The following is a 22,564-nucleotide window of genomic DNA, read 5'->3' as shown; positions in this document are numbered from 1 at the left end:
ATCTTAATCTAAATAAGGTTAGAAAAATTACAATTAAACACTATAAACATTACTAGTTTTTAATAGTTTGTATCCATAACGGCAATAAATAGAGACCAAAACCGCCAGTATTAGACTGACGGTATTTCGTTATTTCAATAGTAATTTTATCCAAGAAAAGGCACCACCCAATTTACCCAGGCCCAGGAAATAGGCATAACCAGAATCATGGCTGGAATCATATCTGCTGTTGGGAATTGACGCAGTTTCATAATACGAAATCCCGTCGCAATCATGAGGAAGCCCCCGCAAGCCTTAAAGTCTCCAATCATGGCTTTTGTTGTTAGAGGAAGAATGAACCCAGCGATCAAGAAGAGGAGGAAGAAAACGATAAATTGTGGAATGGCAATCATGGAGATGATGTAGCCTAGGCTACAAGAGAAAATCATGGCCGTAAAGAAATCTAGGATAGATTTGGAAATCAAGATGGAAGCATCGCCTGTCATCCCAGACTCAAGGCTCCCATAAATTCCTGTGCCACTCGCACAAAAAAGGACGATAACCGTTAAGAGCTGTGCATAAAATTCATCGTGAGCTAACCCTGTTTGTTTGCTTGGCGTAATCTTGGACAAGCCTTTTTCCATAAGTCCAGCTCCCTTGTTGATGAGGTTTCCAAACTTTAGGGCCAGTCCAATGATGGTACCGATAACTACTGCAAAGATAACTGCAGGCATATTAACCATATTCATAATAGCACTAATCCCCATAACCATAGAGGCTAGCCCGAAGATGAGATTAAGGTTCTCCTTGAAATCTTCTCTAAGATAGTCGCCAAAGAGACCTCCAGCGATTCCTCCTAGGATAATTGATAGTGAGTTGATGATAATTCCAGTTGGCACCAGTGATTTGCCTCCTACTTGTTTTAAATACTATAAGTTTAGCATTATCAAAGGCTGAATGCAAAATTGTCTCATATTTACAAACTCTTTCTTGAAATTGTACCTTTAAAATGATACAATAAATGAGAAGGTAACGAAATAGCCTTATCTAAATTTATTGCCAGTATTCTTAGAGTGTTGTTCATAAAAAACAAAAGAATAAATCTAATTTATATCCTAATGTAAAAAAATAAGACTTACGCTAAAAACCTAAAGAAAGGATACAAAATGATTCGATTTGAACATGTAACGAAACGTTATGAAGATAAAGATGCTCTCTCAGATCTTAATCTCGAGATTCGAGATGGTGAAATCTTTGGTTTGATTGGGCACAACGGAGCTGGTAAAACCACTACCATTTCCATTTTGACGTCTATCATTGAAGCTAGCTACGGTGAAGTTTACGTCGATGATATGGCCCTTAGCCTGCATCGTGATGCTATTAAGAAGAAAATAGCATATGTGCCAGATTCGCCGGACTTATTTCTAAATTTGACCGCTAATGACTATTGGTACTTTTTGACACGTATCTATGATTTGGAAGCTAGTCAAGTCGAGGAACGTTTGACTGATCTCATGTCTACCTTTGACTTGACTGAAAATCGCTATAACCTCATTTCTTCCTTTTCTCACGGTATGCGTCAGAAGGTTGTTGTTATCGGTGCCCTTTTAGTTAATCCACAGATTTGGGTTTTGGATGAGCCCTTAACTGGTCTGGATCCACAGGCGTCTTATGATTTGAAGGAAGCCATGCGTCATCATGCCAAGGAAGGCAATAGTGTCCTTTTCTCAACCCACGTTTTAAGTGTAGCTGAGCAACTCTGTGATCGTATTGCTATCTTGAAGAAAGGAAAACTTATCTTCCAAGGGTCTCTAGCTGAACTGAAATCTCAGTACCCTGATAAGGATTTGGAAACCATTTATCTGGAAATGGCTGGACGTAAGATTGAGGAGGTATAGTCATGAACTGGAACCATGTTTGGGAGCTTTTTAAAATTAATCTCCTCTACGCCAATCCTCAAGCAGTAACTAACCTACAGAAACGTCAGGAGAAAAAGAAAAAAGCTAATTTCTCCATCGTTAATGCCATGCTTAGACAACAACTCTTGATTCTAGTTGTTTTTACGGTTGTCTATAGCTATCTTTTTGTAGGTGTCGATTATAAGGCCAATCCTGGAGTCTTAACCCTATATCTCTTGACATTTTCAATCATGGGACTTCTCCAGACCTTCACGGCTCTCTATAGTACCTTTTATGACAGTAAAGATAGCAAGGTCTATCTATCTCTCCCCTTGAAACCATCAGAAGTTTTCCTTGCCAAGACCTTGTCAGGTTTTATGGTTGGTATGAGCTTCATGGTACCTATCCTTAGTCTTTTGATTCTAGCTTACTGGCAATTTATTGGGCCGCTTGGGATACCTGTAGGTCTATTTGCCTTTATCCTTTGTCTTTTTGTCAATCTCGTTCTGTCAGTAGTTCTCGCTAATAGCATTGGGACCATGATTGTTCGTAGCTCTCGTCAAAAGCTCTATTCGAGTATCCTGATGACTCTGTCGACCATATTGATTATGTTGCCTATCATGATGGTTGGTTTTCTTAATGGTTATATTAAGGGTGCTGGGCATGTCAATTTTCCCTTGTTGCCTTATCTAAGAGGTTACTATGATGTCGTAGCTGCCCCTCTATCTCCAGAGGCTCTGCTAAATTTCTATCTTCCTCTTATCTTAGTGCTTATCTTGGGCTATTGGTTTTATAAAGTCAGAATGCCTCGTTATTTCCACGAAGCCATCTATAACCAGAAGGCTAGAAAGTCTCAGGCCAAAGCTGTTACCCGAAGCCAAAGACAGGTCTTGGTTCGCCATCATTTATCTACTTTGGGGAATTCAACCCTCATTATCAATACCTATGTGGTACCAGTCTTATATATGATCATGCTAGGTGGGGGTGCGGTCTTTTTGAAAGATCTGGGTCCAGACTATTTCGGACTCCTGCTTTTGGTCGGAATTGCCTTTGGTTTCTTTTCAGCTCAACCAACAAGTTTTCTTGGTGTGGCAACTTCCTTAGAGGGGACAAACTTTGACTTTATTCGTAGCTTGCCAATCAATATGGGTGACTATCTTCGTCAAAAGTTTTGGATTTTCTATGGCTTGCAAGTCAGTGTTTCCCTCTTATTAGGAGGACTTGGTTTAATATTCCTTGCACATCTCCATCCGGTTTTAGTACTGAGTTTCATCATTGGTTTCCTTGTGACAACCTATCTTGCAGGTGGCTATTTCTTTGAACGTGACCTTAAATTGTTGGAAGTGAATTGGCAGGAAGTTACCCAACTCTTCAACCGGGGCGGCGGCCAGTGGCTTTATATGGGTATTTTTGTCCTTACCATTTTTATTGCAGCCTTGCTGGGCGGTGTGGTCTTCTTTGCAAGTAAGTTCTGGATTGCCCTAGTAGTCAATACTATAGTATCTGGGCTTATAGCTTTAATTGCCTTAATCGTTTATCTCTTTGTTGATCGCAGACGTTGGAAACGTATTAGAGCCATGTTTTTTGCCTAGAACAAACTGTTTAAAGAGTCTCTCCGATTGGAGGGATTCTTTTTTTGATGATAATGTTAGTTATTTAAAGTTATACATTATAGATGTTAAAATACAAGAATTTAGTGTATAATCATAAACATGAAACGAAATTTTGACTCAGTAAAACGCCTAGTTATCAAAATCGGGACCAGCTCTCTGGTTTTGCCATCAGGGAAAATTAATCTTGAAAAAATCGATCAGCTAGCTTTTGTTATTTCTAGCTTACACAATAAAGGGATTGAGGTTGTCCTCGTATCCTCTGGTGCCATGGGCTTCGGGCTCAATGTCTTAGACCTAGACAAGCGACCGGCTGAAGTCGGTAAGCAACAAGCTGTCTCGAGTGTAGGACAGGTGGCTATGATGAGCCTATATTCTCAGGTCTTTTCACATTACCAAACCAAGGTATCTCAGTTGCTTTTGACGCGTGATGTGGTTGAGTATCCCGAGAGTTTAGCCAATGCCATCAATGCTTTTGAGAGCCTCTTAGAGCTTGGAGTTGTCCCAGTTGTTAATGAAAATGACGCTGTTAGCGTAGATGAAATGGATCATGCGACTAAGTTTGGGGACAACGACCGCTTGTCTGCTATCGTTGCTAAGATTGTTGGTGCAGACCTACTTATCATGTTGTCAGATATTGATGGGCTCTTTGATAAGAACCCAAATGTCTATGAGGATGCGACCCTTCGTAACTATGTCCCAGAGATTACAGAGGAAATTCTGGCATCAGCTGGTGGTGCCGGTAGTAAATTTGGTACGGGTGGTATGATGAGTAAGATTAAATCCGCTCAGATGGTTTTTGAAAATCATAGTCAAATGGTTTTAATGAATGGTGAAAATCCACGTGACATTCTTCGTGTCCTAGAAGGAGCCAAAATCGGTACACTCTTTAAACAGGAGGACTAATATGACATATATTGATACATTGGGCCATCAGGCCAAAGTGGCGAGTCGTCAGATTGCTAAATTGTCAACAGCAGCTAAAAACGACCTTTTAAATCAGGTAGCTAAAGCTCTAGTAGCTGAGAGTGGCTATATTATTACTGAAAATGCTAAGGATATGGCCAATGCCAAGGAAAATGGTATTTCAGAGATTATGCGAGACCGCTTGCTTTTAACGGAAGACCGTATCGCAGGGATTGCTGAGGGTGTCCGTCAGGTAGCAGCTCTTCAGGACCCAATCGGTCAAGTGGTTCGTGGCTATACAAATCTAGACGGTCTTAAAATTGTTCAAAAGCGTGTTCCTATGGGTGTTATCGCTATGATTTTTGAGAGCCGTCCCAATGTCTCAATCGATGCCTTTAGCCTTGCCTTTAAAACTAATAATGCCATTATTCTTCGTGGAGGACGTGATGCCATCAATTCCAACAAGGCCCTGGTTACAGTAGCTCGTAAGGCTTTGGAAAATGCGGGTATCACAGCAGATGCTGTTCAACTGGTTGAAGATACCTCTCATGAGGTAGCCGAGGAACTCATGGCGGCGACCAAGTATGTTGACTTGCTCATCCCTCGTGGTGGAGCCCGTCTCATCCAAACGGTTAAAGAAAAAGCCAAGGTTCCTGTCATCGAAACGGGTGTTGGTAACTGTCATATTTATGTGGATAAATATGCTAACTTAGATATGGCGACACAGATTGTCATCAATGCCAAGACCCAACGACCAAGCGTGTGTAATGCTGCAGAATCTCTCGTCGTTCACGCTGATATTGCAGAAGAATTCTTACCTAACTTAGAAAAAGCTATTTCAAAAGTTCAAGCTGTTGAGTTCCGTGCAGATGAAACGGCTCTGAAACTCATGGAAAAAGCTGTACCAGCTTCACCAGAAGATTTTGCGACAGAGTTTCTTGACTATATTATGTCTGTTAAAGTGGTAGACAGCCTTGATGAGGCCATTGATTGGATTAATACTTACACGACATCGCATTCAGAGGCTATCGTGACTCAGGATATCAGTCGTGCGGAGCAATTCCAAGACGACGTAGACGCTGCAGCTGTCTATGTCAATGCCTCAACTCGCTTCACAGATGGCTTCGTCTTTGGATTGGGGGCTGAAATCGGAATCTCAACCCAAAAAATGCACGCCCGTGGTCCAATGGGACTTGAGGCCCTAACTTCAACCAAGTTCTATATTAATGGCCAAGGTCAGATTAGAGAATAAACAAAAAGCTCCTCATGGGGCTTTTTTGGTCTATTTGCTAGAGTAAGAAGCTTATGATATATTGGGGGTATCAAAAATGAGGAGCTTTGGTGATGTTTAAAGCTTATAAAAAATATTGGAGGGGCTATGTAGATTTTGAAGGACGTTCAAGCCACTCAGATTATTGGTTTGCGGTGTTAGCAAATATTTTAGTCATTTTCGCTGTAGAGATTTTAGCAGGTATATTTATAGGTGCTAATGATGGTAGTGTGGCCGGTCCACTAGGTACTATTGCAATCTTACTGATATTAGCTATGTTAATATATGGTCTTGCTGTTGTATTACCATTTACTGCAATCCAAGTCCGTCGTTTGCGTGATGCTGGTTATCACTGGGCTTTTATTTTCTTCCGATTTGCCGTGGGGATAGGTGGGATTGTACTTTTAATTTTGTTCTGTCAACCAACAAAAGTAGAAGTGCCATTCAACAACTTCAATAATCCACAACAATAACGACAATCAACCAACTCAAAGAGTTGGTTTTTCTGATGTCAAAAAGCTTTATGTCAATGTTGCACATTTTAATATTTCTGATATAATCTTATCTGAGACTAATCAACACTAAAATATAATTTAAGAAATGTGAATAACTTATGAAACTATTTCGTCACATAAAAGAAAAACGTTACCTTATTTTGGCATTTACCCTACCAGCTCTTTTATTGGCTTTGGCTATTGTCTTTTTCCGTCCTACTCATCATCATGCCGAGGTAGGAGTGAGGGTTAGCACCAAACAGTCGTCATCAAAAGCTAAGGCTCCCTCTAAATCATCTAGCTCTAGCTCGTCATCGTCAACATCAACGTCTAGCGAGTTGTCAAGCTCTAGCACGGCATCTGTAGCAGCTAGCCAGGCACAGACAGCCACAACGACTACGGTTACACCGGCTCCTTCCTCAGCTCAAGGAACTTACCAAGCGCCACAGTATAATTATGCTCCTCCAACAACTGATACCGACTCAAATAGTGAGACCTCAAGCTATACAGACCCTGCCTACGGCTCAGATATTAGCTCTGGGACAACAGAATAAGGGTAAGAGAAAAGGAATTTAGGATCAGCAATGAAAAATAAAGTTTTAGTATTAGTAACAGGATTATCTAGCCTAGTCTAGCCCTATTGGTTGCTTGTTCAAATCAGTCTAATCATTTATCATCTACCAATTCTTCATCATCAGTAGAGCAGTCCCAATCAAGTAGTAGTGAAAGCTCTAGCTCAAGCTCTAGTCAAGAGAAAAAGGTAGATGCCTCTGCCTATGATAGCATCATTAGTAAGTACCAAACAGCTGTAGATGACAATCAAACTGACGATTCAATTAATCCTTTGGTGGTGACCTATGCTAATTCTCAAATCAGTCCTGCTTCAACGGTCTATACTTATCGTGATTTGGATGGTAATGGGGTTGACGAGTTGGTGTTTGCTTTTAAACCAGGTAAACTCTTTAAGGAGCATATGATTACGGATATTTACACTATCTCTAAGGATAGTGGTCAGGTCATTCGTCTGACAGAAGGTCCGCAACTGGGCATGTTGGGTGAGCGTATGACATTGGTCTACCTCATGGATAACAACCTTTAGCTACTATGGTAGTGCTGGTGCTATGGCTGGTGAAGGTTCTGGCTACCACTTTAGTAGTGATGGCCAGTCTCTTATAAAAGATGACAGTGATTCGGGTGCAGAGAAGGCTGATCTCTCTAATTGGGGTTGGAAGGACCTGAGCAGTGCCTCTATTGAATCTAGCACAGCATCACAAACTCAAACAAGTTCATCAGCCCTCAAGCCTGATGAACTGAAAAATGGTAACTATAAATCAGCTGTAGGGACATGGAAGTCTTCAAATGGACAGACTATCACCATTACTTCGGATGGACAGTTGGAACTCTGGGGTTCTACTTACCCTATCGACAAAGTCTCATCCAATCAATATGTGTCAGGAATATATACCCTAACTTATGTGTATTCTAGCCCAGTAGGGAATGCTCCAATTGAGCTTTGTCCTAAAGGAGTTAGCGATGGAAGTGATGCGGGAGATAACAGTAAGGACCGAATTTTAGCGACTAATGGTAAGCCATCTGAGGAAAGTTATTTTTACAGAGTTGACTGATTTTCGAGAACCGATCTATCAATCATCAAGCCAGGCCACAGGTCTGGCTTTTTTACTATCCTGTTAACTTACAGAACGAGACAATTTCTCCATTCTTGTGCTATAATAGAAGTTATGACTAATGAATTTCACCATGTAACCGTTCTTTTACACGAAACTGTTGATATGCTTGATATCAAGCCCGATGGCATCTATGTTGATGCGACCTTGGGTGGCGCAGGACATTCGTCTTATCTATTGTCACAATTGTCTGAAAAGGGTCATTTGTACTGTTTTGATCAGGATCAAAAGGCTATTGATAATGCTCAAGTGCGTCTCAAGGACTATATTGATAAGGGAATGGTGACTTTCATTAAGGATAATTTCCGTAACCTCAGATCTAACCTTGAAGCTCTGGGAGTGTCTGAAATTGATGGCATTCTCTACGATTTGGGTGTGTCTAGCCCACAGTTGGATGAGCGTGAGCGTGGTTTCTCCTATAAACAGGATGCCAAGCTGGATATGCGTATGAATGAGGAGGCGAGCTTGACTGCTTATGAGGTGGTTAATACCTATCCTTACAACGATTTGGTGCGCATTTTCTTCAAGTATGGTGAAGACAAGTTCTCTAAACAAATTGCACGTAAAATTGAACAAGCTCGTCAGGTTAAACCAATTGAGACCACGACGGAACTGGCGGAAATCATAAAATCAGCTAAGCCTGCTAAGGAATTGAAGAAGAAGGGCCATCCAGCCAAGCAAATTTTCCAAGCTATTCGAATCGAAGTGAACGATGAACTTGGTGCTGCGGATGAATCGATTCAGGAGGCTTTGGATCTCCTAGCTGTGGATGGTCGCATTTCGGTGATTACCTTCCATTCTTTGGAAGACCGGTTGACTAAGCAACTTTTCAAGGAAGCTAGCACGGTAGATGTACCTAAAGGCTTACCTTTTATTCCCGAAGACTTACAACCGAAGGTAGCTCTGGTTAATCGTAAGCCTATCCTACCTAGTCAGGAAGAATTAGAAGCCAATAACCGCTCGCACTCTGCTAAATTGCGTGTGGCTAAAAAAATCAGGAAGTAACTATGGAAAATCAGGAACGTCAGATTGTTAATAGGGCTATTAGAAACCATATTCGTTTTATGACACGTATGGAAAAGGCCTTCTATTCGGCAATTGTTTTGACAGCTATTGTGATGAGTATCGCTGTTGTATTTTTACAAGGGCGTAATCAGGCTATCAAGCAACAAATCACAGACCTTAATCGCAAGATTAGTGACGAAAAGACAGAGCTTAACAATGCTAAGCAGGCAGTAAATGAGTTAACTAACTCTGATCGTATCAAAGAGATTGCCACTAAGGCAGGACTGTCTATTAATAACGATAGTATTAAGAGTGTGAAATAGCCAATGAACAGACTTAAAAAACTTAAACATTTATTTCTAAACTATGTCGTAAGGGATAGGAAAAAGCCAGCCCAAAACCGACAGCATGTTGGTCAGAACCTGATGGTTCTCAGCATTTTTATCTTTTTTGTTTTTATTATCAACTTTGTGGTAATTATTGGGACCGATAGTAAGTTTGGTGTTGATTTGTCAACACAGGCTGCTAAGTCTTATAACACGAAAACCACAGTGGCGGCCAAGCGTGGGACGATTTATGACCGAAATGGGAATGTTTTGGCTGAGGATTCAACCAGTTATTCCATTTATGCTATTGTGTCAACCAGCTATGTGTCAGCAACTCGGGAAAAACTCTATGTCCAAGATAGTCAGTTTGATAAGGTTGCCGATATTTTGAAAGACAAGCTAGGAATTGAAAAGAGTGATGCTTTGGCTCAATTGCGTACCAAGGGTGCCTATCAAGTATCCTTTGGACTAAAAGGAAAAGGAATCACCTACTCTGTCAAAGAGGACCTAGAAAAGACTTTTAAGGATGCAGGTATTAAGGGGATGGCATTTGAAGCGACAACCTCCCGTATGTATCCTAATGGAACCTTTGCTTCAGAGTTTCTTGGCCGTGCCGAAGCTGTTGAAAATAAAAAAGACGGTTCGTATTCATTGGTCGGTCAAACAGGTTTAGAGCGTTCGCTGAATAGCCTTTTGACAGGTAAAGATGGCGAAGCTATCTACGAGAAGGATAAAGACGGTAATACCCTTCTTGGAACGGAAACGATTACCAAAGAAGCTATCGATGGTAAGAATATCTATACGACATTGTCGGCCCCTCTTCAGACCTTCCTAGAAACGCAGATGGATACGTTTATGGAGCAGACCAAAGGTGTAAATGCTTCAGCAACAGTTGTCAATGCGAAAACAGGTGAAATCCTTGCAACGACACAACGTCCAACCTATAACTCGGATACGCTAGAAGGACAGACTAAAAAAGGTTACGACTGGGTCAACCGCCTCTATGAAGCTCAGTATGAGCCAGGGTCAACCATGAAAGTGATGCTCTTGTCAGCAGCTATCAATAATGGAAGTTTCAACCCGAATGCAACCTACAGTAACGCTAATGGTATTAAGGTTGATGATGTTGAAATCAATGACTGGTCAATCAATGAAGGTGTTTCAACAGGTCGAACGATGTCATTTGCACAAGGATTTTCATATTCAAGTAACGTTGGTATGACCATGCTGGAACAAGACATGGGAGACAAAGTCTGGTCTAACTACCTATCGCTATACAAATTTGGACTTCCAACCCGATTTGGGATGGTTGGTGAGTCTTCAGGGATTGTCTCTCGAAACTCAGTTAATATTGCCCAATCATCTTTTGGACAAGGGATTTCAGTAACTCAAGTCCAAATGCTCCGAGCCTTTACCGCAATCTCTAACAATGGTATTATGTTAGAGCCTCAATTTATTAAACAAGTTGCCGATACTAATCAAGGTACTGTTCGTACAGCCAAGAAAGAAGTTATTGGTAAACCTGTTTCCAAGCAGACTGCATCTGAAACCCGTAACTATATGATTTCTGTCGGTACGGATCCAGAGTTCGGTACCCTATACAACAAGTCTGAAGGTTCGCCAATCATTCAGGTTGGTAACTATGATGTTGCGGTTAAGTCAGGAACAGCCCAAGTGGCTGATGAAAAGACAGGAACCTATAAAGTTGGGACCAACGAGACTCTCAACTCAGTTGTAGCCATGGTTCCTTCTGATGATCCAGAATACATCATGTATTTGACCATTCAAGAGCCTAAGACCTGGGATAATAATTTTTATGCGACTGTGGTGAACCCTGTTTTAGAAGAAGCCATGTCAATGGGTGCTACTTTGGAGACTTCTGTTTCTGAGGGGAGTGGAAATACTGAAGAGACTAGCTATCAAACTGGTGATATCATTGGTAAGACACCAGGAGAGACAGCTAATACTCTTCGCCAAAACCTAATTCATCCGGTTGTTCTGGGTGTTGGCAATAAGATTGAAAAGGTTTCTGTAGATGCAAAAGCTGATATTAAAGCTAATGAGCAGATCCTAATCATGACTAATGACTTCACAGAACTTCCAGACATGTATGGTTGGACCAAGAAGAATGTTGAAACATTTGCCAAATGGAAAGGCATTAAAATTACTTACAAAGGTGGCAAGTCAGGGACTGTGACCAAACAAAGTGTTGCGGCAGGAAAAGCCCTGTCTAAAACCAAAAAGATTACCATTACTTTAGGAGACTAAGATGACTATGAGTCTGATAGCAGGCGTGGCCGCCTTTGTGTTGACGGTGCTCGCCATGCCTCATTTTATTACTTACTACAAAATCAAAAAAATCGGTGGTCAACAGATGCATGAAGATGTGAAGCAGCACTTGGCCAAGGCTGGTACACCAACTATGGGAGGGACAGTATTCCTAGTGGTTGCCATCTTGGTTAGTTTGATTTTCAACTTCCATGTCTTTAGCAAGGGACACCAAGCCTATGGTGCCCCAGTAGGAATACTCTTTGTACTCTTGATTTATGGTATTATCGGCTTCCTTGATGATTTCCTTAAGATTTTCCATCAAATCAATGAGGGTCTTAAACCCTGGCAAAAGATGGCTTTGCAGATTATTGCAGGTTTGCTTTTCTATTTCATCCATGTACTCCCTAGTGGGACAAATAGCCTATCTATTGGAGGATTGACAATTCACCTTGGTGTCTTCTATGTTCTCTTTGTCCTTTTCTGGATCGTTGGTTTCTCAAATGCGGTCAACTTGACAGATGGTATTGATGGTTTAGCTTCTATCTCTGTGGTTATCAGCTTGATTGCTTATGGAATCATCGCTTTTGTCAAGGGTGAGTTCGCTATCTTAACTATCATTATTACTATGATTGGTGCCCTTCTTGGCTTCTTCGTCTTTAACCACAAGCCAGCCAAGGTCTTTATGGGGGATGTTGGGTCTTTGTCACTTGGGGCTATGCTTGCGGTTATCTCTATTGCCCTACGTGTAGAGTGGACGCTACTCTTGATTGGTGTGGTTTATGTCTTTGAGACAGCTTCTGTCATGCTACAGGTCAGCTATTTCAAATACACTAAGCGTAAGTATGGAGAAGGTCGTCGTATTTTCCGTATGACACCATTCCACCACCACCTCGAATTGGGTGGTCTTTCAGGTAAGGGCGACAAATGGTCAGAGTGGAAGGTTGATGCTTTCCTTTGGGCAGTTGGAGCACTTGCAAGTGCCATTACCCTTTGGATGGTTCTTGGAAACGTTATGAAATAAATGAAAAGAGCAGAAATGCTCTTTTTTTGTTATAATGATAAGGATAGACTAGATAGAAAAGAAGTAAGAAAAAATGTCATTTAAAGATTTTAATTTTAAAGCCTATATTCAAAAGGCTCTCGACGAGATTAAATTTAAGGAGCCAACACCTGTTCAGCAAAAATTGATTCCAGTAGTCCGTTCTGGCCGTGATTTAGTGGGTGAATCCAAGACTGGTTCAGGGAAGACACATACCTTCCTCTTGCCAATTTTTGAGAAGCTCAATCCAAAGAGTGGCGATGTTCAAGTTGTTATTACAGCGCCATCACGTGAATTGGCGACACAAATTTACCAAGCGACAAAACAAATTGCCAAACACTCTGAGACTGAAATTCGTGTAGTCAATTATGTGGGTGGTACAGACAAGCAACGTCAGATTGAGAAACTCAAGGTAGCCCAACCTCATATTGTTATCGGGACACCAGGGCGTATCTATGACCTAGTTAAATCTGGTGACTTGGCTATCCACAAGGCCCATACTTTTGTTGTTGACGAGGCTGACATGACCATGGATATGGGATTCTTGGATACTGTGGATAAGATTGCGGCAAGTCTTCCTAAGGAAGTTCAAATTTTGGTCTTCTCAGCAACCATTCCTCAAAAATTGCAACCATTCTTGAAGAAATACTTGACCAATCCTGTCATGGAACAAATCAAGACTTCAACTGTGATTGCAGATACCATTGATAACTGGTTGGTATCTACCAAGGGGCGCAACAAGAATGAACAGATTCTTGAGATGCTTAAGGGAATGCAACCATACTTGGCAATGATTTTCGTCAATACCAAGGAACGTGCGGATGATTTACATAGTTATTTGGTATCAAACGGTCTTAAAGTTGCGAAAATTCATGGCGGTATTCCACCGCGTGAACGTAAACGTATCATGAATCAAGTTAAGAAACTTGAGTTTGAGTATATTGTAGCGACTGACCTTGCAGCGCGTGGAATTGATATTGAAGGGGTTAGCCATGTTATCAATGACGCTATTCCTCAAGATTTGTCATTCTTTGTTCACCGTGTAGGACGTACTGGACGTAACGGCTTGTCAGGGACAGCTATCACCCTTTATCAACCAAGTGACGACTCAGATATTCGTGAGCTGGAAAAAATGGGTATTACCTTTGAACCTAAGGTATTTAAAGATGGTGAGTTTCAAGATACCTATGACCGCGACCGTCGTGCCAACCGAGAAAAAGCCTATCAAAAACTTGATACGGAAATGATTGGTCTGGTTAAGAAGAAAAAGAAAAAAATCAAGCCTGGTTACAAGAAGAAAATTCAGTGGAAGGTTGACGAAAAACGCAAACGTGAGCGTCGTGCAGCTAATCGTGCTAAGGGACGTGCTGAGCGTAAAGCTAAGAAGCAAAGTTTCTAAGCCTTGGCGTTTAGCTGTAAGCAAATTTAGATATGTAAAAACTTGGCAAAATGAATGTCAAGTTTTTTTGTGGTAAAAGTGCTAAAATAGAAGTCATGAAAGACACGATTCGAATTCTTCATATCAATGATTTGCACTCTCATTTTGAACAGTATCCACAACTCAAGCGGGCTGTGGATGATTTGAGTCAGACGGATAGAGAGTTGATTAAGGTAGATCTTGGGGATAATGTGGATAAGTCCCATCCTCTATCTGATGCGACCGCTGGGCGTTTTAATGTAGCCTTGATGAATGAGTTGGGAATAGACTATGCGACTATTGGAAATAATGAGGGAATTGGTCTAGCTAAGAATAAGCTAGACTGTCTTTATGAGCAGGCCAAGTTTCAGCCAATTATAGGAAATCTCAAGGATGAGGGGAGACAGCCTGAATGGGCCAAACCCTATCTTATCCATAAAACTAAAGCAGGTACAAACATTGCTTTCTTGGCCTATACCTTCCCATATTACATCACCTATGCTCCTAACGGTTGGCAGGTGTTAGAGCCTATGGCTCGGTTGGAAGAGGATTTGGCTCGCCCTGAGGTAAGGGATGCAGACATAGTCGTCGTTCTTAGCCATCTGGGTGTACGTTATGATGAGCAGATTGCAGAGACTTATCCGCAGGTAAACCTTGTCATCGGGAGCCACACGCATCACCTTTTTGAAGAGGGAAAATTAGTAAATGAAACCTATTTGGCAGCTGCTGATAGATATGGCTATTATCTTGGCTGTATTGACTTTACTGTGGAAAATGGGCAATTGATAGAGTGTCAGATCGAGGCTATTCCCACCAAGTCATACATCTTGGATTTGGACAAGGAGGACGAAATCTTTATCAAGGCTATGCGTGAGGAAGGCCATCGTCGTTTGGCTCAGGAAAAAGTGGCTAATCTAGGTCGAAAACTAGATTTTGATGAGACTTGTCAATTGGTTTTACAAGCTGTTTGTCAGGAGACAGATAGCCAGTTAACGATTTTAAATACTGGACTCATCATGAAAACGCTAGGTCCTCAAGTGACCATGGCAGACCTTCAAAAAGCCCTTCCCCATCAGATGCGGATGGTGCGTTTAGTCGTGACAGGGAAAGAACTCAAGGAAATCTGTCGTGAAGTTTTTACCAAGGCTGAACTCCTTAAAAACCAGGCTATTAAAGGTATGGGATTCAGAGGGAAGACATTTGGTGAAGTAATCACGGGGAATTTTGCTTACAAAAACGGTAATTTGTTGTATAATAGTAGGGTTGTAGATTCCAATGAGAAGTTTAGTTTGGTCCTTGTGGATCAATACTACTTTGCTTCTTATTTCCCTAAAATCAAAGAAAAGGAAGTCACTCTTCTTTTTCCGGATTTGTTAAGGGGACTTGTGGCTAAGTATTTAAGAAAAAATGGTGCCAATTGGGATAAGAGATAAGAGCATTATCACAGCATCAGAATAGAAAATAAGAGAGAGCAGAAAGGATGGCACATGCGTAAAGAAATCTTGCCAGAAATGTTTAATTATAATAAATATCCAGGGCCAGACTTTGTGTACGTGGCCGACCTTCTGAAATCAGATGCCTATCAGTTTACGGTTCTTGAAAATCACAAGGATGCTTTAGACGCTACCCGCTTTGGGCAACGTTTTTCTGAAATCATGCTTAAGTATGACTATATTGTTGGGGATTGGTCTAATGACCAGCTTCGCCTTAAGGGCTTTTACGAGGACGAGCGTCCTAATACGCGTAAGACAGATCGTATTAGCCGATTGTCAGAGTATTTACGTGAATACTGTGCCTTTGGTTGTGCCTACTTTATTTTAAAAAATGAAGAGCCGCAGTTAATCGTCTTTGAAGAGGAGACAGAGCCTCGTCGCAAGCGTCGTCGTTCTAACAATCGTCGTCATTCTTCTCAGGAATCTAGAGAGAAGGAGCGTAATGCTTCTCAAAAGAATAAGGACCAAAAAGTTTCTGCTAAGCAAAAGCGGGATAAGTCCAAACGAAGAGACAGGGACCAAGAGGGGCCAAGCTTTGAGAAAATCAAGCGTCGGCCTAAGTTCAAATCTAGGTCTGAGGATGCTAGTCGTGAGCGAAAGTCTAACTTCAAGAAGAGTCAGAAGAAGACTTCAAAAAATCAGCACACCTCACTGAAAAAACAAAGCAATGCCAAGTCAGCTGGTCAGCATTTTACAATCAGAAAAAAAGGAAATTAAACTATGTCAGAAGTAACAACACAAGCAAAACCAGAACGTCGTAAACGTCAGAAATTGGAGGATATGGAGGGCTACAAGCATTCTATTTACGGTCTTACTCGTGATGAGTTGATTGACTGGGCTATGGAACACGGTGAAAAGAAATTCCGTGCTACTCAAATTTGGGATTGGCTTTACAAGAAGCGTGTGCAATCTTTCGAAGAAATGACCAACATTTCTAAGGATTTCATTGCTAAATTGAACGAGAATTTCTGCGTAAACCCATTGAAACAACGTATCGTTCAAGAATCTAAAGATGGTACTGTTAAATATCTTTTTGAATTGCCAGATGGTATGTTGATTGAGACTGTTTTGATGCGTCAACACTATGGTTTGTCTGTCTGTGTGACAACTCAGGTTGGCTGTAACATTGGTTGTACTTTCTGTGCGAGTGGTTTGATTAAGAAACAACGTGACTTGACTGCTGGTGAGATTGTGGCGCAAATCATGTTGGTACAAAAATACTTTGATGACCGTGGCGACGGTGAACGTGTCAGCCACGTGGTTGTTATGGGTATAGGTGAGCCATTTGATAACTATGACAATGTGCTTCGCTTCTTGCGTACCATTAACAATGACAATGGTCTTGCCATTGGAGCACGTCACATTACCGTGTCAACATCTGGTTTGGCACCAAAAATCAAGGAATTTGCTAACGAAGGTGTTCAAGTTAACCTTGCCGTATCACTTCACGCACCTAACAATGATCTTCGTTCAAGCATCATGCGTATCAACCGCTCGTTCCCACTTGAAAAACTCTTTGAAGCTATCGAGTATTACATCCAGACAACCAACCGTCGTGTCACTTTTGAGTATATCATGCTTAATGAGGTCAATGACCATCCTGAAAATGCTCAAGAGTTGGCTGATTTGACTAAGAAAATCCGTAAGTTGTCATACATCAACTTGATTCCATATAACCCAGTATCAGAGCACGACCAATATAGTCGTTCAACGAAAGAACGTGTGGCAGCCTTCTACGATGTGCTCAAGAAAAATGGGGTTAACTGCGTGGTTCGTCAAGAGCACGGTACAGATATCGATGCAGCTTGTGGACAATTGCGTTCAAACACCATGAAACGCGACCGTCAAAAGGCAGTGGCAGAAGCTTCTGGTAAATCAGAAGGTAAGTAAGATGTTTCAGCTTAAGACTTGGGTAGATAAGGATGGAGAACTAACACCAAAAGGAAGAAAGCTAAGCCGAGTTTTGGTCTGTGCTTATCTCCTTTGTTTAGTACTCCTATGCTGGACACCCCAGTACGGGCTAGTTGAAGGTGTTGAAACCCCTGGTATTCAACATTTTGGTCGTGTCGTGGTCCTATTAACCCCATTCAATAGTTTGACCAACTTTTATCAGCTGGATAGTCTTAAAGAGATTGTCTTTGTGCTTGGGCAAAATGTGACCAATATTTTCTTACTGAGTCCGCTGATTTTAGGGCTTTTAGCCTTGTACCCCAGATTCAGGTCTTGGAAAAAGGTTCTTTTAGCGACCTTTGTCATGTCTTTGACGATTGAGGTTGGACAAGTTATCCTAGATCTTCTCATTGATGCTAATCGTGTCTTTGAGTTAGATGATTTATGGACCAACACTTTGGGAGGTTTGGTGGCACTAGGTGTCTACCGCCTTCTTGTAAAACTGATTCAAACGCATTCTAAAGAGTAAAAAACCTGGGAGCTTACGCGTCTCAGGTTTCACTTATTTTCTATCATACAAATACAACACATTCAAAAGAGGGAAAATGAATAAACACGTTTGGAGAAATAATGAAACATTTAATGATGACAGTAGTCACCGTATTAACGTTAGGAGTAACAATGACGATGGTTAAGGCAGATACTTATCAAAGTGGTCGTGATGCCGATATCATGCGAGAAAGAGGACAGGTTTGAAATTATTCTGAGGCTAAGAGAAAGCTTCAATTAGCCAACTACAATACCGATGGTCGCTATCTCAGTGAGGCAACTAACTTTGAATTGTACAATTTTGTCATAGAGTATAATATAAGACTTCTGATGAAATCAGACACATTTGGAGCCCTAAGAAGGATGCGTCAGTCATTCGTGACAAGGAGAGATACTCTATGGATGGTGGGTACAAGGTCTATAATTTTGACTCCTTTGCTTATCAATTGCCAGAGTCTACTGATTTTGGGAAGTTATCTTATATTGGTCACTTTCAGTTAGAAGATGGCACAATCTATCGCTATTGGAAGTAACCTTTTGTTAGAATTATAATCACTCGTTTGTAAGGATAGGGGTAATAACTTGTTTTTTAAAGAATCAATCATTGCAAAACTTTGGTGGTTTTTCAAGTTAGAAAAACGCCGGTATATTGTCGGGATTTTGGCACTGAGTCTGGTTTCGGTACTCAATCTGATTCCTCCTATGGTTATGGGGCGGGTCATTGATGCTATTACATCGGGGAAATTGACCAATCAGGTCTTGCTTTTGAATCTTGTGTATTTGCTTTTGGCAGCTTTGGGGATGTACTATTTGCGTTATGTTTGGCGCATGTATATCTTGGCGACTTCTTATCGCTTAGGCCAGATTATGCGTTCACGCCTATTTGAGCATTTTACCAAGATGTCGCCTTCTTTTTATCAAAAGTACCGAACTGGAGACCTCATGGCCCATGCAACCAATGATATCAACTCCTTAACACGCTTGGCTGGTGGGGGTGTCATGTCAGCCGTAGATGCCTCTATCACAGCATTGGTAACTTTAATCACCATGTTCTTCAGCATTTCTTGGCAGATGACGCTGGTGGCTGTCTTACCTCTCCCCTTCATGGCTTTTGCGACCAGTCGTTTGGGCCGTAAGACCCATAAAGCTTTTGGAGAATCCCAGGCAGCCTTTTCCGAACTTAATAATAAGGTTCAAGAGTCGGTATCAGGAATCAAGGTAACCAAGTCTTTTGGCTATCAGGAGGCTGAGCTTAAGTCTTTCCAAGAGACCAATAAGATGACCTTCAAAAAGAATATGCATACGATGAAGTATGATAGCCTTTTTGATCCCTTGGTCTTACTCTTTGTTGGCTCATCTTATGTTTTGACCCTTCTTGTCGGGGCCTTTATGATTCAGGCCGGTCAGATAACGGTCGGAAATTTGGTAACCTTCATTACCTATTTGGATATGCTGGTTTGGCCTCTGATGGCCATTGGTTTCCTATTTAATATCACACAGAGGGGAAATGTGTCCTACCAACGTATTGAAAATCTTCTGGAGCAGGAATCAGATGTTCAAGATCCTGCGCATCCTCTCCCAAGTATCGAAAATGGTCGCTTAGAGTATGCGATTGACCGCTTTGCTTTTGAGGATGAGGATACTTTGCGAGATATTCATTTCACCTTGGACAAGGGGCAAACTCTTGGTTTGGTTGGGCAGACTGGCTCAGGAAAGACGGCCCTTGTCAAGTTGCTCTTGCGGGAGCACGATGTCAATCAAGGAGCCATCTATTTGAATGGTCATGATATCCGAGACTACCGCTTATCAGACTTGCGTAGCTTGATGGGCTATGTCCCTCAAGACCAGTTTCTCTTTGCCAGTTCTATTTTAGAAAATGTTCGCTTTGGTAATCCTGATCTCTCCATTGACAAGGTGGAAGTAGCGACTAAGTTGGCTCAAGTTTATGAGGATATCAAGGCTATGCCTGAAGGCTTTGAAACAATCATTGGTGAAAAGGGTGTCAGCCTATCAGGTGGTCAAAAGCAACGTCTGGCCATGAGTCGTGCCATGATTTTGGATCCAGATATTTTGATTTTGGACGACTCCTTATCTGCGGTTGATGCTAAGACAGAACATGCCATTATTGATAATCTCAAGCATACTCGCAAGGACAAGACAACTATCATTACTGCCCACCGTCTTAGTGCGGTGGTGCACGCTGACCTCATCCTAGTCATGCAAGATGGTCGTATCATTGAACGTGGCCGTCATGATGACTTACTAGCTCAAGATGGTTGGTATGCCAAGACCTATGAGTCTCAACAGTTAGAAATGGAAGGAGGAGAAGCTCGTGCCTAATCAAAACCAATGGTCTGTGTTTAAGCGTCTTTTGACTTATCTCAGGCCTTACAAATTCTTGACCTTTCTAGCTTTGGCCTTCCTCTTGTCCACAACGGTTATCAAGAGTATCATTCCCCTGGCGGCCTCCTATTTTATTGATCACTACCTCCAGGATTTGAATCAGGCGGCAAGTATGATTCTGATTGGATACTATGGTCTCTACCTCTTGCAGACACTGGCCCAGTATCTGGGAAATCTCTTCTTTGCGCGTGTGTCCTACAGTATTGTCAGAGATATTCGTCGAGATGCCTTTGCCAATATGGAAAAACTGGGCATGTCTTACTTTGACAAAACTCCAGCAGGCTCTATCGTTTCCCGCTTGACCAATGATACTGAAACCATTAGCGAGATGTTCTCAGGAATTCTCTCTAGCTTTATTTCGGCTATCTTTATCTTTGTCACGACCCTTTATACCATGATGATTTTGGACATTCGTCTGACTGGGCTTATTGTGCTCTTTCTTCCTTTGATTGTCCTTTTGGTTAACCTCTACCGCAAAAAATCAGTGGTCATCATTGAAAAGACCAGAGCCTTGCTTTCAGATATAAATGCCAAATTGTCAGAGAGTATCGAGGGGATTCGCATCATTCAGGCCTTTAACCAAGAGAAACGTCTCAAAAAAGAGTTTGATGCCATCAATGAGGAGCACCTGATTTACGCTAGTCGTTCCATGTCACTGGATTCTCTCTTTCTACGCCCAGCCATGAGTTTACTGAAGCTGCTGGGTTATGCTGTTCTTATGGCCTATTTTGGCTACCGAGGTATCTATCTGGGAATCACAGCAGGGACCATGTATGCCTTTATCCAGTATATTAATCGCCTCTTTGATCCCTTGATTGAAGTGACACAAAACTTCTCAACCCTGCAAACCTCTATGGTCTCAGCAGATCGGGTCTTTGCCTTGATTGACGAGCGTACCTATGAGCCTGAACAGAGAGACACAGACGCCAAGGTTACAGAGGGAAATATTCGCTTTGAAAATGTCTCCCTCTCTTATGACGGTAAGCACCAGATTTTGGATAATATTTCCTTCTCTGTCAATAAAGGTGAAACCATCGCTTTTGTCGGTTCCACAGGTTCTGGAAAATCCTCTATTATCAACGTATTCATGCGTTTTTATGAGTTCCAATCAGGACGAGTTCTTCTTGACGGTGTAGATATTCGCGATTATAGTCAGGCAGAGCTGCGTAAGAACATTGGTCTTGTCCTTCAGGAACCCTTTCTCTATCATGGTACAATCAAATCCAATATTGCCATGTATCAGGATTTAACCGATGAAGAGATTAAAGCCGCTGCTGAGTTTGTGGATGCCAATCACTTTATTGATAAACTTCCAGAAGGCTATGATGCTCCAGTTTCTGAACGAGGTTCAAGTTTTTCAACCGGTCAACGCCAGCTTCTAGCCTTTGCTAGAACCGTTGTTAGCCAGCCTAAAATCTTGATTCTGGATGAAGCGACAGCCAATATTGATTCGGAGACAGAGGCTATTGTCCAAAACTCTCTAGCAAAAATGCGTCAAGGACGCACAACCATTGCTATTGCCCACCGCCTATCAACGATTCAAGATGCCAACTGCATCTATGTCTTAGACAAGGGCTGCATCATCGAACACGGTAGCCATGAGGAGCTCCTAGACCTCGGCGGCACCTATCACAAGATGTACAGCCTACAAGCAGGCGTAGTGGAAGGAGCCTAAGATAATCTAGACCATAGCTTCTATATTCGAAAAGATTTCTTAAAAATCAAAATCGAGTAGTGACATTTATGTCACTACTTTTTTTGTTGTCTTGCAACCTATAATAAAACCATAGCTTGAGAGAAAAAGCTAAAAAATAATATTTTAGGAGGTTGTTAGAATGACAACACAAACAATGAACACTTTTGAAACACTCGATCTCGAGACGCTTGCAAATGTTGAAGGTGGAGGATGGGTTAAGTGTTATGCCGGCACAATTGGATCTGCTCTAGTAGGATCAGCAGGAGGCCCAGTAGGTTACCGGGGAGGAGCTTTAGTTGGTTACGCCACATTCTGCTAATATTTAGGTGACCCTATGTTTAAAGATAAAAAAATGTATTTACTAGCCATTTTCCTTTTAGGATTTGGAATTGCTAACCTTTTTAGAAATTTAGATTTTGTTCATCATATCATTAATTTGGTAGGGTTAACATTAATCACTTTTAGTTTGATTTTTAGTAAATGGGAGCGACTCAAAAAATAGAAGTATTCGAAATGTAGAGTTCCTAAAAATCAAAATCGAGTAGTGACATTTATGTCACTACTTTTTTGTTTATTATGTGACTTTAAGTCCGTTTCGCTCCAAAGGTGCGAAACAAATAAACCACCCGCTAT

At 41.5% G+C, this 22,564-nt stretch carries 23 protein-coding genes; 22 read left to right on the top strand and 1 reads right to left on the bottom strand.

All coding sequences use genetic code 11. The annotated features are described in order from the left end of the window. Positions 1 to 146: 146 nt before the first annotated feature. A complete protein-coding gene (locus ADF62_RS00885; protein WP_048787875.1) occupies positions 147 to 878 on the bottom strand; it encodes a DUF554 domain-containing protein in 732 nt (243 codons plus the stop codon). Between the two features lie 267 nt (positions 879 to 1,145). Here ADF62_RS00885 and ADF62_RS00880 point away from each other — a divergent pair, with 267 nt between their 5' ends. The 22 genes from ADF62_RS00880 (at position 1,146) to ADF62_RS11070 (ending at position 22,433) form a co-directional block, all read left to right on the top strand. Continuing rightward, positions 1,146 to 1,877 (top strand): ABC transporter ATP-binding protein, encoded by a 732-nt coding sequence (locus tag ADF62_RS00880; protein WP_003096109.1) that lies wholly within the window; start codon positions 1,146 to 1,148, stop codon positions 1,875 to 1,877. Positions 1,878 to 1,879: 2 nt separating this feature from the next. Next, complete coding sequence (locus ADF62_RS00875) at positions 1,880 to 3,469, top strand: hypothetical protein (RefSeq protein WP_048787874.1); 1,590 nt, start codon at positions 1,880 to 1,882, stop codon at positions 3,467 to 3,469. A gap of 120 nt (positions 3,470 to 3,589) precedes the next feature. Continuing rightward, positions 3,590 to 4,393, top strand: a complete 804-nt coding sequence (gene proB, locus ADF62_RS00870) for a glutamate 5-kinase (RefSeq protein WP_003096111.1) — start codon at positions 3,590 to 3,592, stop codon at positions 4,391 to 4,393. Between the two features lies 1 nt (position 4,394). Beyond that, entirely contained in the window at positions 4,395 to 5,645 is a 1,251-nt protein-coding gene (locus ADF62_RS00865) for a glutamate-5-semialdehyde dehydrogenase (RefSeq protein ID WP_003096112.1), read from the top strand. 92 nt (positions 5,646 to 5,737) lie between these two features. Then, entirely contained in the window at positions 5,738 to 6,136 is a 399-nt protein-coding gene (locus tag ADF62_RS00860; protein WP_003096113.1) for a DUF805 domain-containing protein, read from the top strand. A 140-nt stretch (positions 6,137 to 6,276) separates the two neighbouring features. Then, on the top strand, positions 6,277 to 6,711 hold the full coding sequence (locus ADF62_RS10040) for a Wzz/FepE/Etk N-terminal domain-containing protein (protein ID WP_003096114.1): 435 nt from the start codon (positions 6,277 to 6,279) through the stop codon (positions 6,709 to 6,711). An 86-nt stretch (positions 6,712 to 6,797) separates the two neighbouring features. Beyond that, positions 6,798 to 7,256, top strand: coding sequence for a hypothetical protein (locus ADF62_RS11300; RefSeq protein ID WP_003096115.1), 459 nt, complete (start codon positions 6,798 to 6,800; stop codon positions 7,254 to 7,256). Between the two features lie 22 nt (positions 7,257 to 7,278). Next, positions 7,279 to 7,782 carry a DUF6287 domain-containing protein gene (locus ADF62_RS11295; protein ID WP_003096117.1) on the top strand — a complete coding sequence of 168 codons (504 nt, stop codon included), beginning with the start codon at positions 7,279 to 7,281 and terminating at the stop codon, positions 7,780 to 7,782. A 114-nt stretch (positions 7,783 to 7,896) separates the two neighbouring features. Further along, the gene (gene rsmH / locus ADF62_RS00845) at positions 7,897 to 8,847 is read left to right on the top strand and encodes a 16S rRNA (cytosine(1402)-N(4))-methyltransferase RsmH (protein WP_003096119.1); all 951 of its coding nucleotides are present in this window, start codon (positions 7,897 to 7,899) and stop codon (positions 8,845 to 8,847) included. Between the two features lie 2 nt (positions 8,848 to 8,849). After that, on the top strand, positions 8,850 to 9,170 hold the full coding sequence (ftsL, locus tag ADF62_RS00840; RefSeq protein WP_003093404.1) for a cell division protein FtsL: 321 nt from the start codon (positions 8,850 to 8,852) through the stop codon (positions 9,168 to 9,170). A gap of 3 nt (positions 9,171 to 9,173) precedes the next feature. Continuing rightward, positions 9,174 to 11,441: a penicillin-binding protein PBP2X gene (pbp2X, locus tag ADF62_RS00835; protein WP_003096121.1), complete on the top strand. Its 2,268-nt coding sequence runs from the start codon at positions 9,174 to 9,176 to the stop codon at positions 11,439 to 11,441. A gap of 1 nt (position 11,442) precedes the next feature. Continuing rightward, positions 11,443 to 12,465, top strand: coding sequence for a phospho-N-acetylmuramoyl-pentapeptide-transferase (gene mraY / locus ADF62_RS00830; RefSeq protein WP_003096123.1), 1,023 nt, complete (start codon positions 11,443 to 11,445; stop codon positions 12,463 to 12,465). A 73-nt stretch (positions 12,466 to 12,538) separates the two neighbouring features. Continuing rightward, positions 12,539 to 13,882, top strand: coding sequence for a DEAD/DEAH box helicase (locus tag ADF62_RS00825; protein ID WP_048787873.1), 1,344 nt, complete (start codon positions 12,539 to 12,541; stop codon positions 13,880 to 13,882). Positions 13,883 to 13,977: 95 nt separating this feature from the next. Beyond that, positions 13,978 to 15,333 (top strand): bifunctional metallophosphatase/5'-nucleotidase, encoded by a 1,356-nt coding sequence (locus ADF62_RS00820; RefSeq protein ID WP_037621298.1) that lies wholly within the window; start codon positions 13,978 to 13,980, stop codon positions 15,331 to 15,333. 54 nt (positions 15,334 to 15,387) lie between these two features. After that, positions 15,388 to 16,110 carry a YutD family protein gene (locus ADF62_RS00815; protein ID WP_048787872.1) on the top strand — a complete coding sequence of 241 codons (723 nt, stop codon included), beginning with the start codon at positions 15,388 to 15,390 and terminating at the stop codon, positions 16,108 to 16,110. A 63-nt stretch (positions 16,111 to 16,173) separates the two neighbouring features. Beyond that, the gene (gene rlmN / locus ADF62_RS00810; protein ID WP_128637824.1) at positions 16,174 to 17,283 is read left to right on the top strand and encodes a 23S rRNA (adenine(2503)-C(2))-methyltransferase RlmN; all 1,110 of its coding nucleotides are present in this window, start codon (positions 16,174 to 16,176) and stop codon (positions 17,281 to 17,283) included. Position 17,284: 1 nt separating this feature from the next. After that, complete coding sequence (locus tag ADF62_RS00805) at positions 17,285 to 17,812, top strand: VanZ family protein (RefSeq protein WP_003094723.1); 528 nt, start codon at positions 17,285 to 17,287, stop codon at positions 17,810 to 17,812. 418 nt (positions 17,813 to 18,230) lie between these two features. After that, the gene (locus ADF62_RS11640) at positions 18,231 to 18,365 is read left to right on the top strand and encodes a hypothetical protein (protein ID WP_003096132.1); all 135 of its coding nucleotides are present in this window, start codon (positions 18,231 to 18,233) and stop codon (positions 18,363 to 18,365) included. A 49-nt stretch (positions 18,366 to 18,414) separates the two neighbouring features. Next, positions 18,415 to 20,172 carry an ABC transporter ATP-binding protein gene (locus ADF62_RS00795; RefSeq protein WP_003096134.1) on the top strand — a complete coding sequence of 586 codons (1,758 nt, stop codon included), beginning with the start codon at positions 18,415 to 18,417 and terminating at the stop codon, positions 20,170 to 20,172. Continuing rightward, positions 20,165 to 21,910, top strand: coding sequence for an ABC transporter ATP-binding protein (locus tag ADF62_RS00790; protein WP_048787871.1), 1,746 nt, complete (start codon positions 20,165 to 20,167; stop codon positions 21,908 to 21,910). Before ADF62_RS00795 ends, ADF62_RS00790 begins: the two co-directional genes overlap by 8 nt. A gap of 160 nt (positions 21,911 to 22,070) precedes the next feature. Beyond that, positions 22,071 to 22,250 carry a Blp family class II bacteriocin gene (locus ADF62_RS00785; RefSeq protein WP_003096139.1) on the top strand — a complete coding sequence of 60 codons (180 nt, stop codon included), beginning with the start codon at positions 22,071 to 22,073 and terminating at the stop codon, positions 22,248 to 22,250. A gap of 15 nt (positions 22,251 to 22,265) precedes the next feature. Then, complete coding sequence (locus tag ADF62_RS11070; protein ID WP_003096142.1) at positions 22,266 to 22,433, top strand: hypothetical protein; 168 nt, start codon at positions 22,266 to 22,268, stop codon at positions 22,431 to 22,433. Positions 22,434 to 22,564: the final 131 nt, after the last annotated feature.

Source organism: Streptococcus sp. 1004_SSPC, assembly GCF_001069025.1.
In the GTDB taxonomy this organism is placed as follows: Bacteria; Bacillota; Bacilli; order Lactobacillales; family Streptococcaceae; genus Streptococcus; species Streptococcus vestibularis.
Note: the sequence above shows the minus strand (reverse complement) of the source record. Positions and strands in the feature narration are given on the sequence as shown.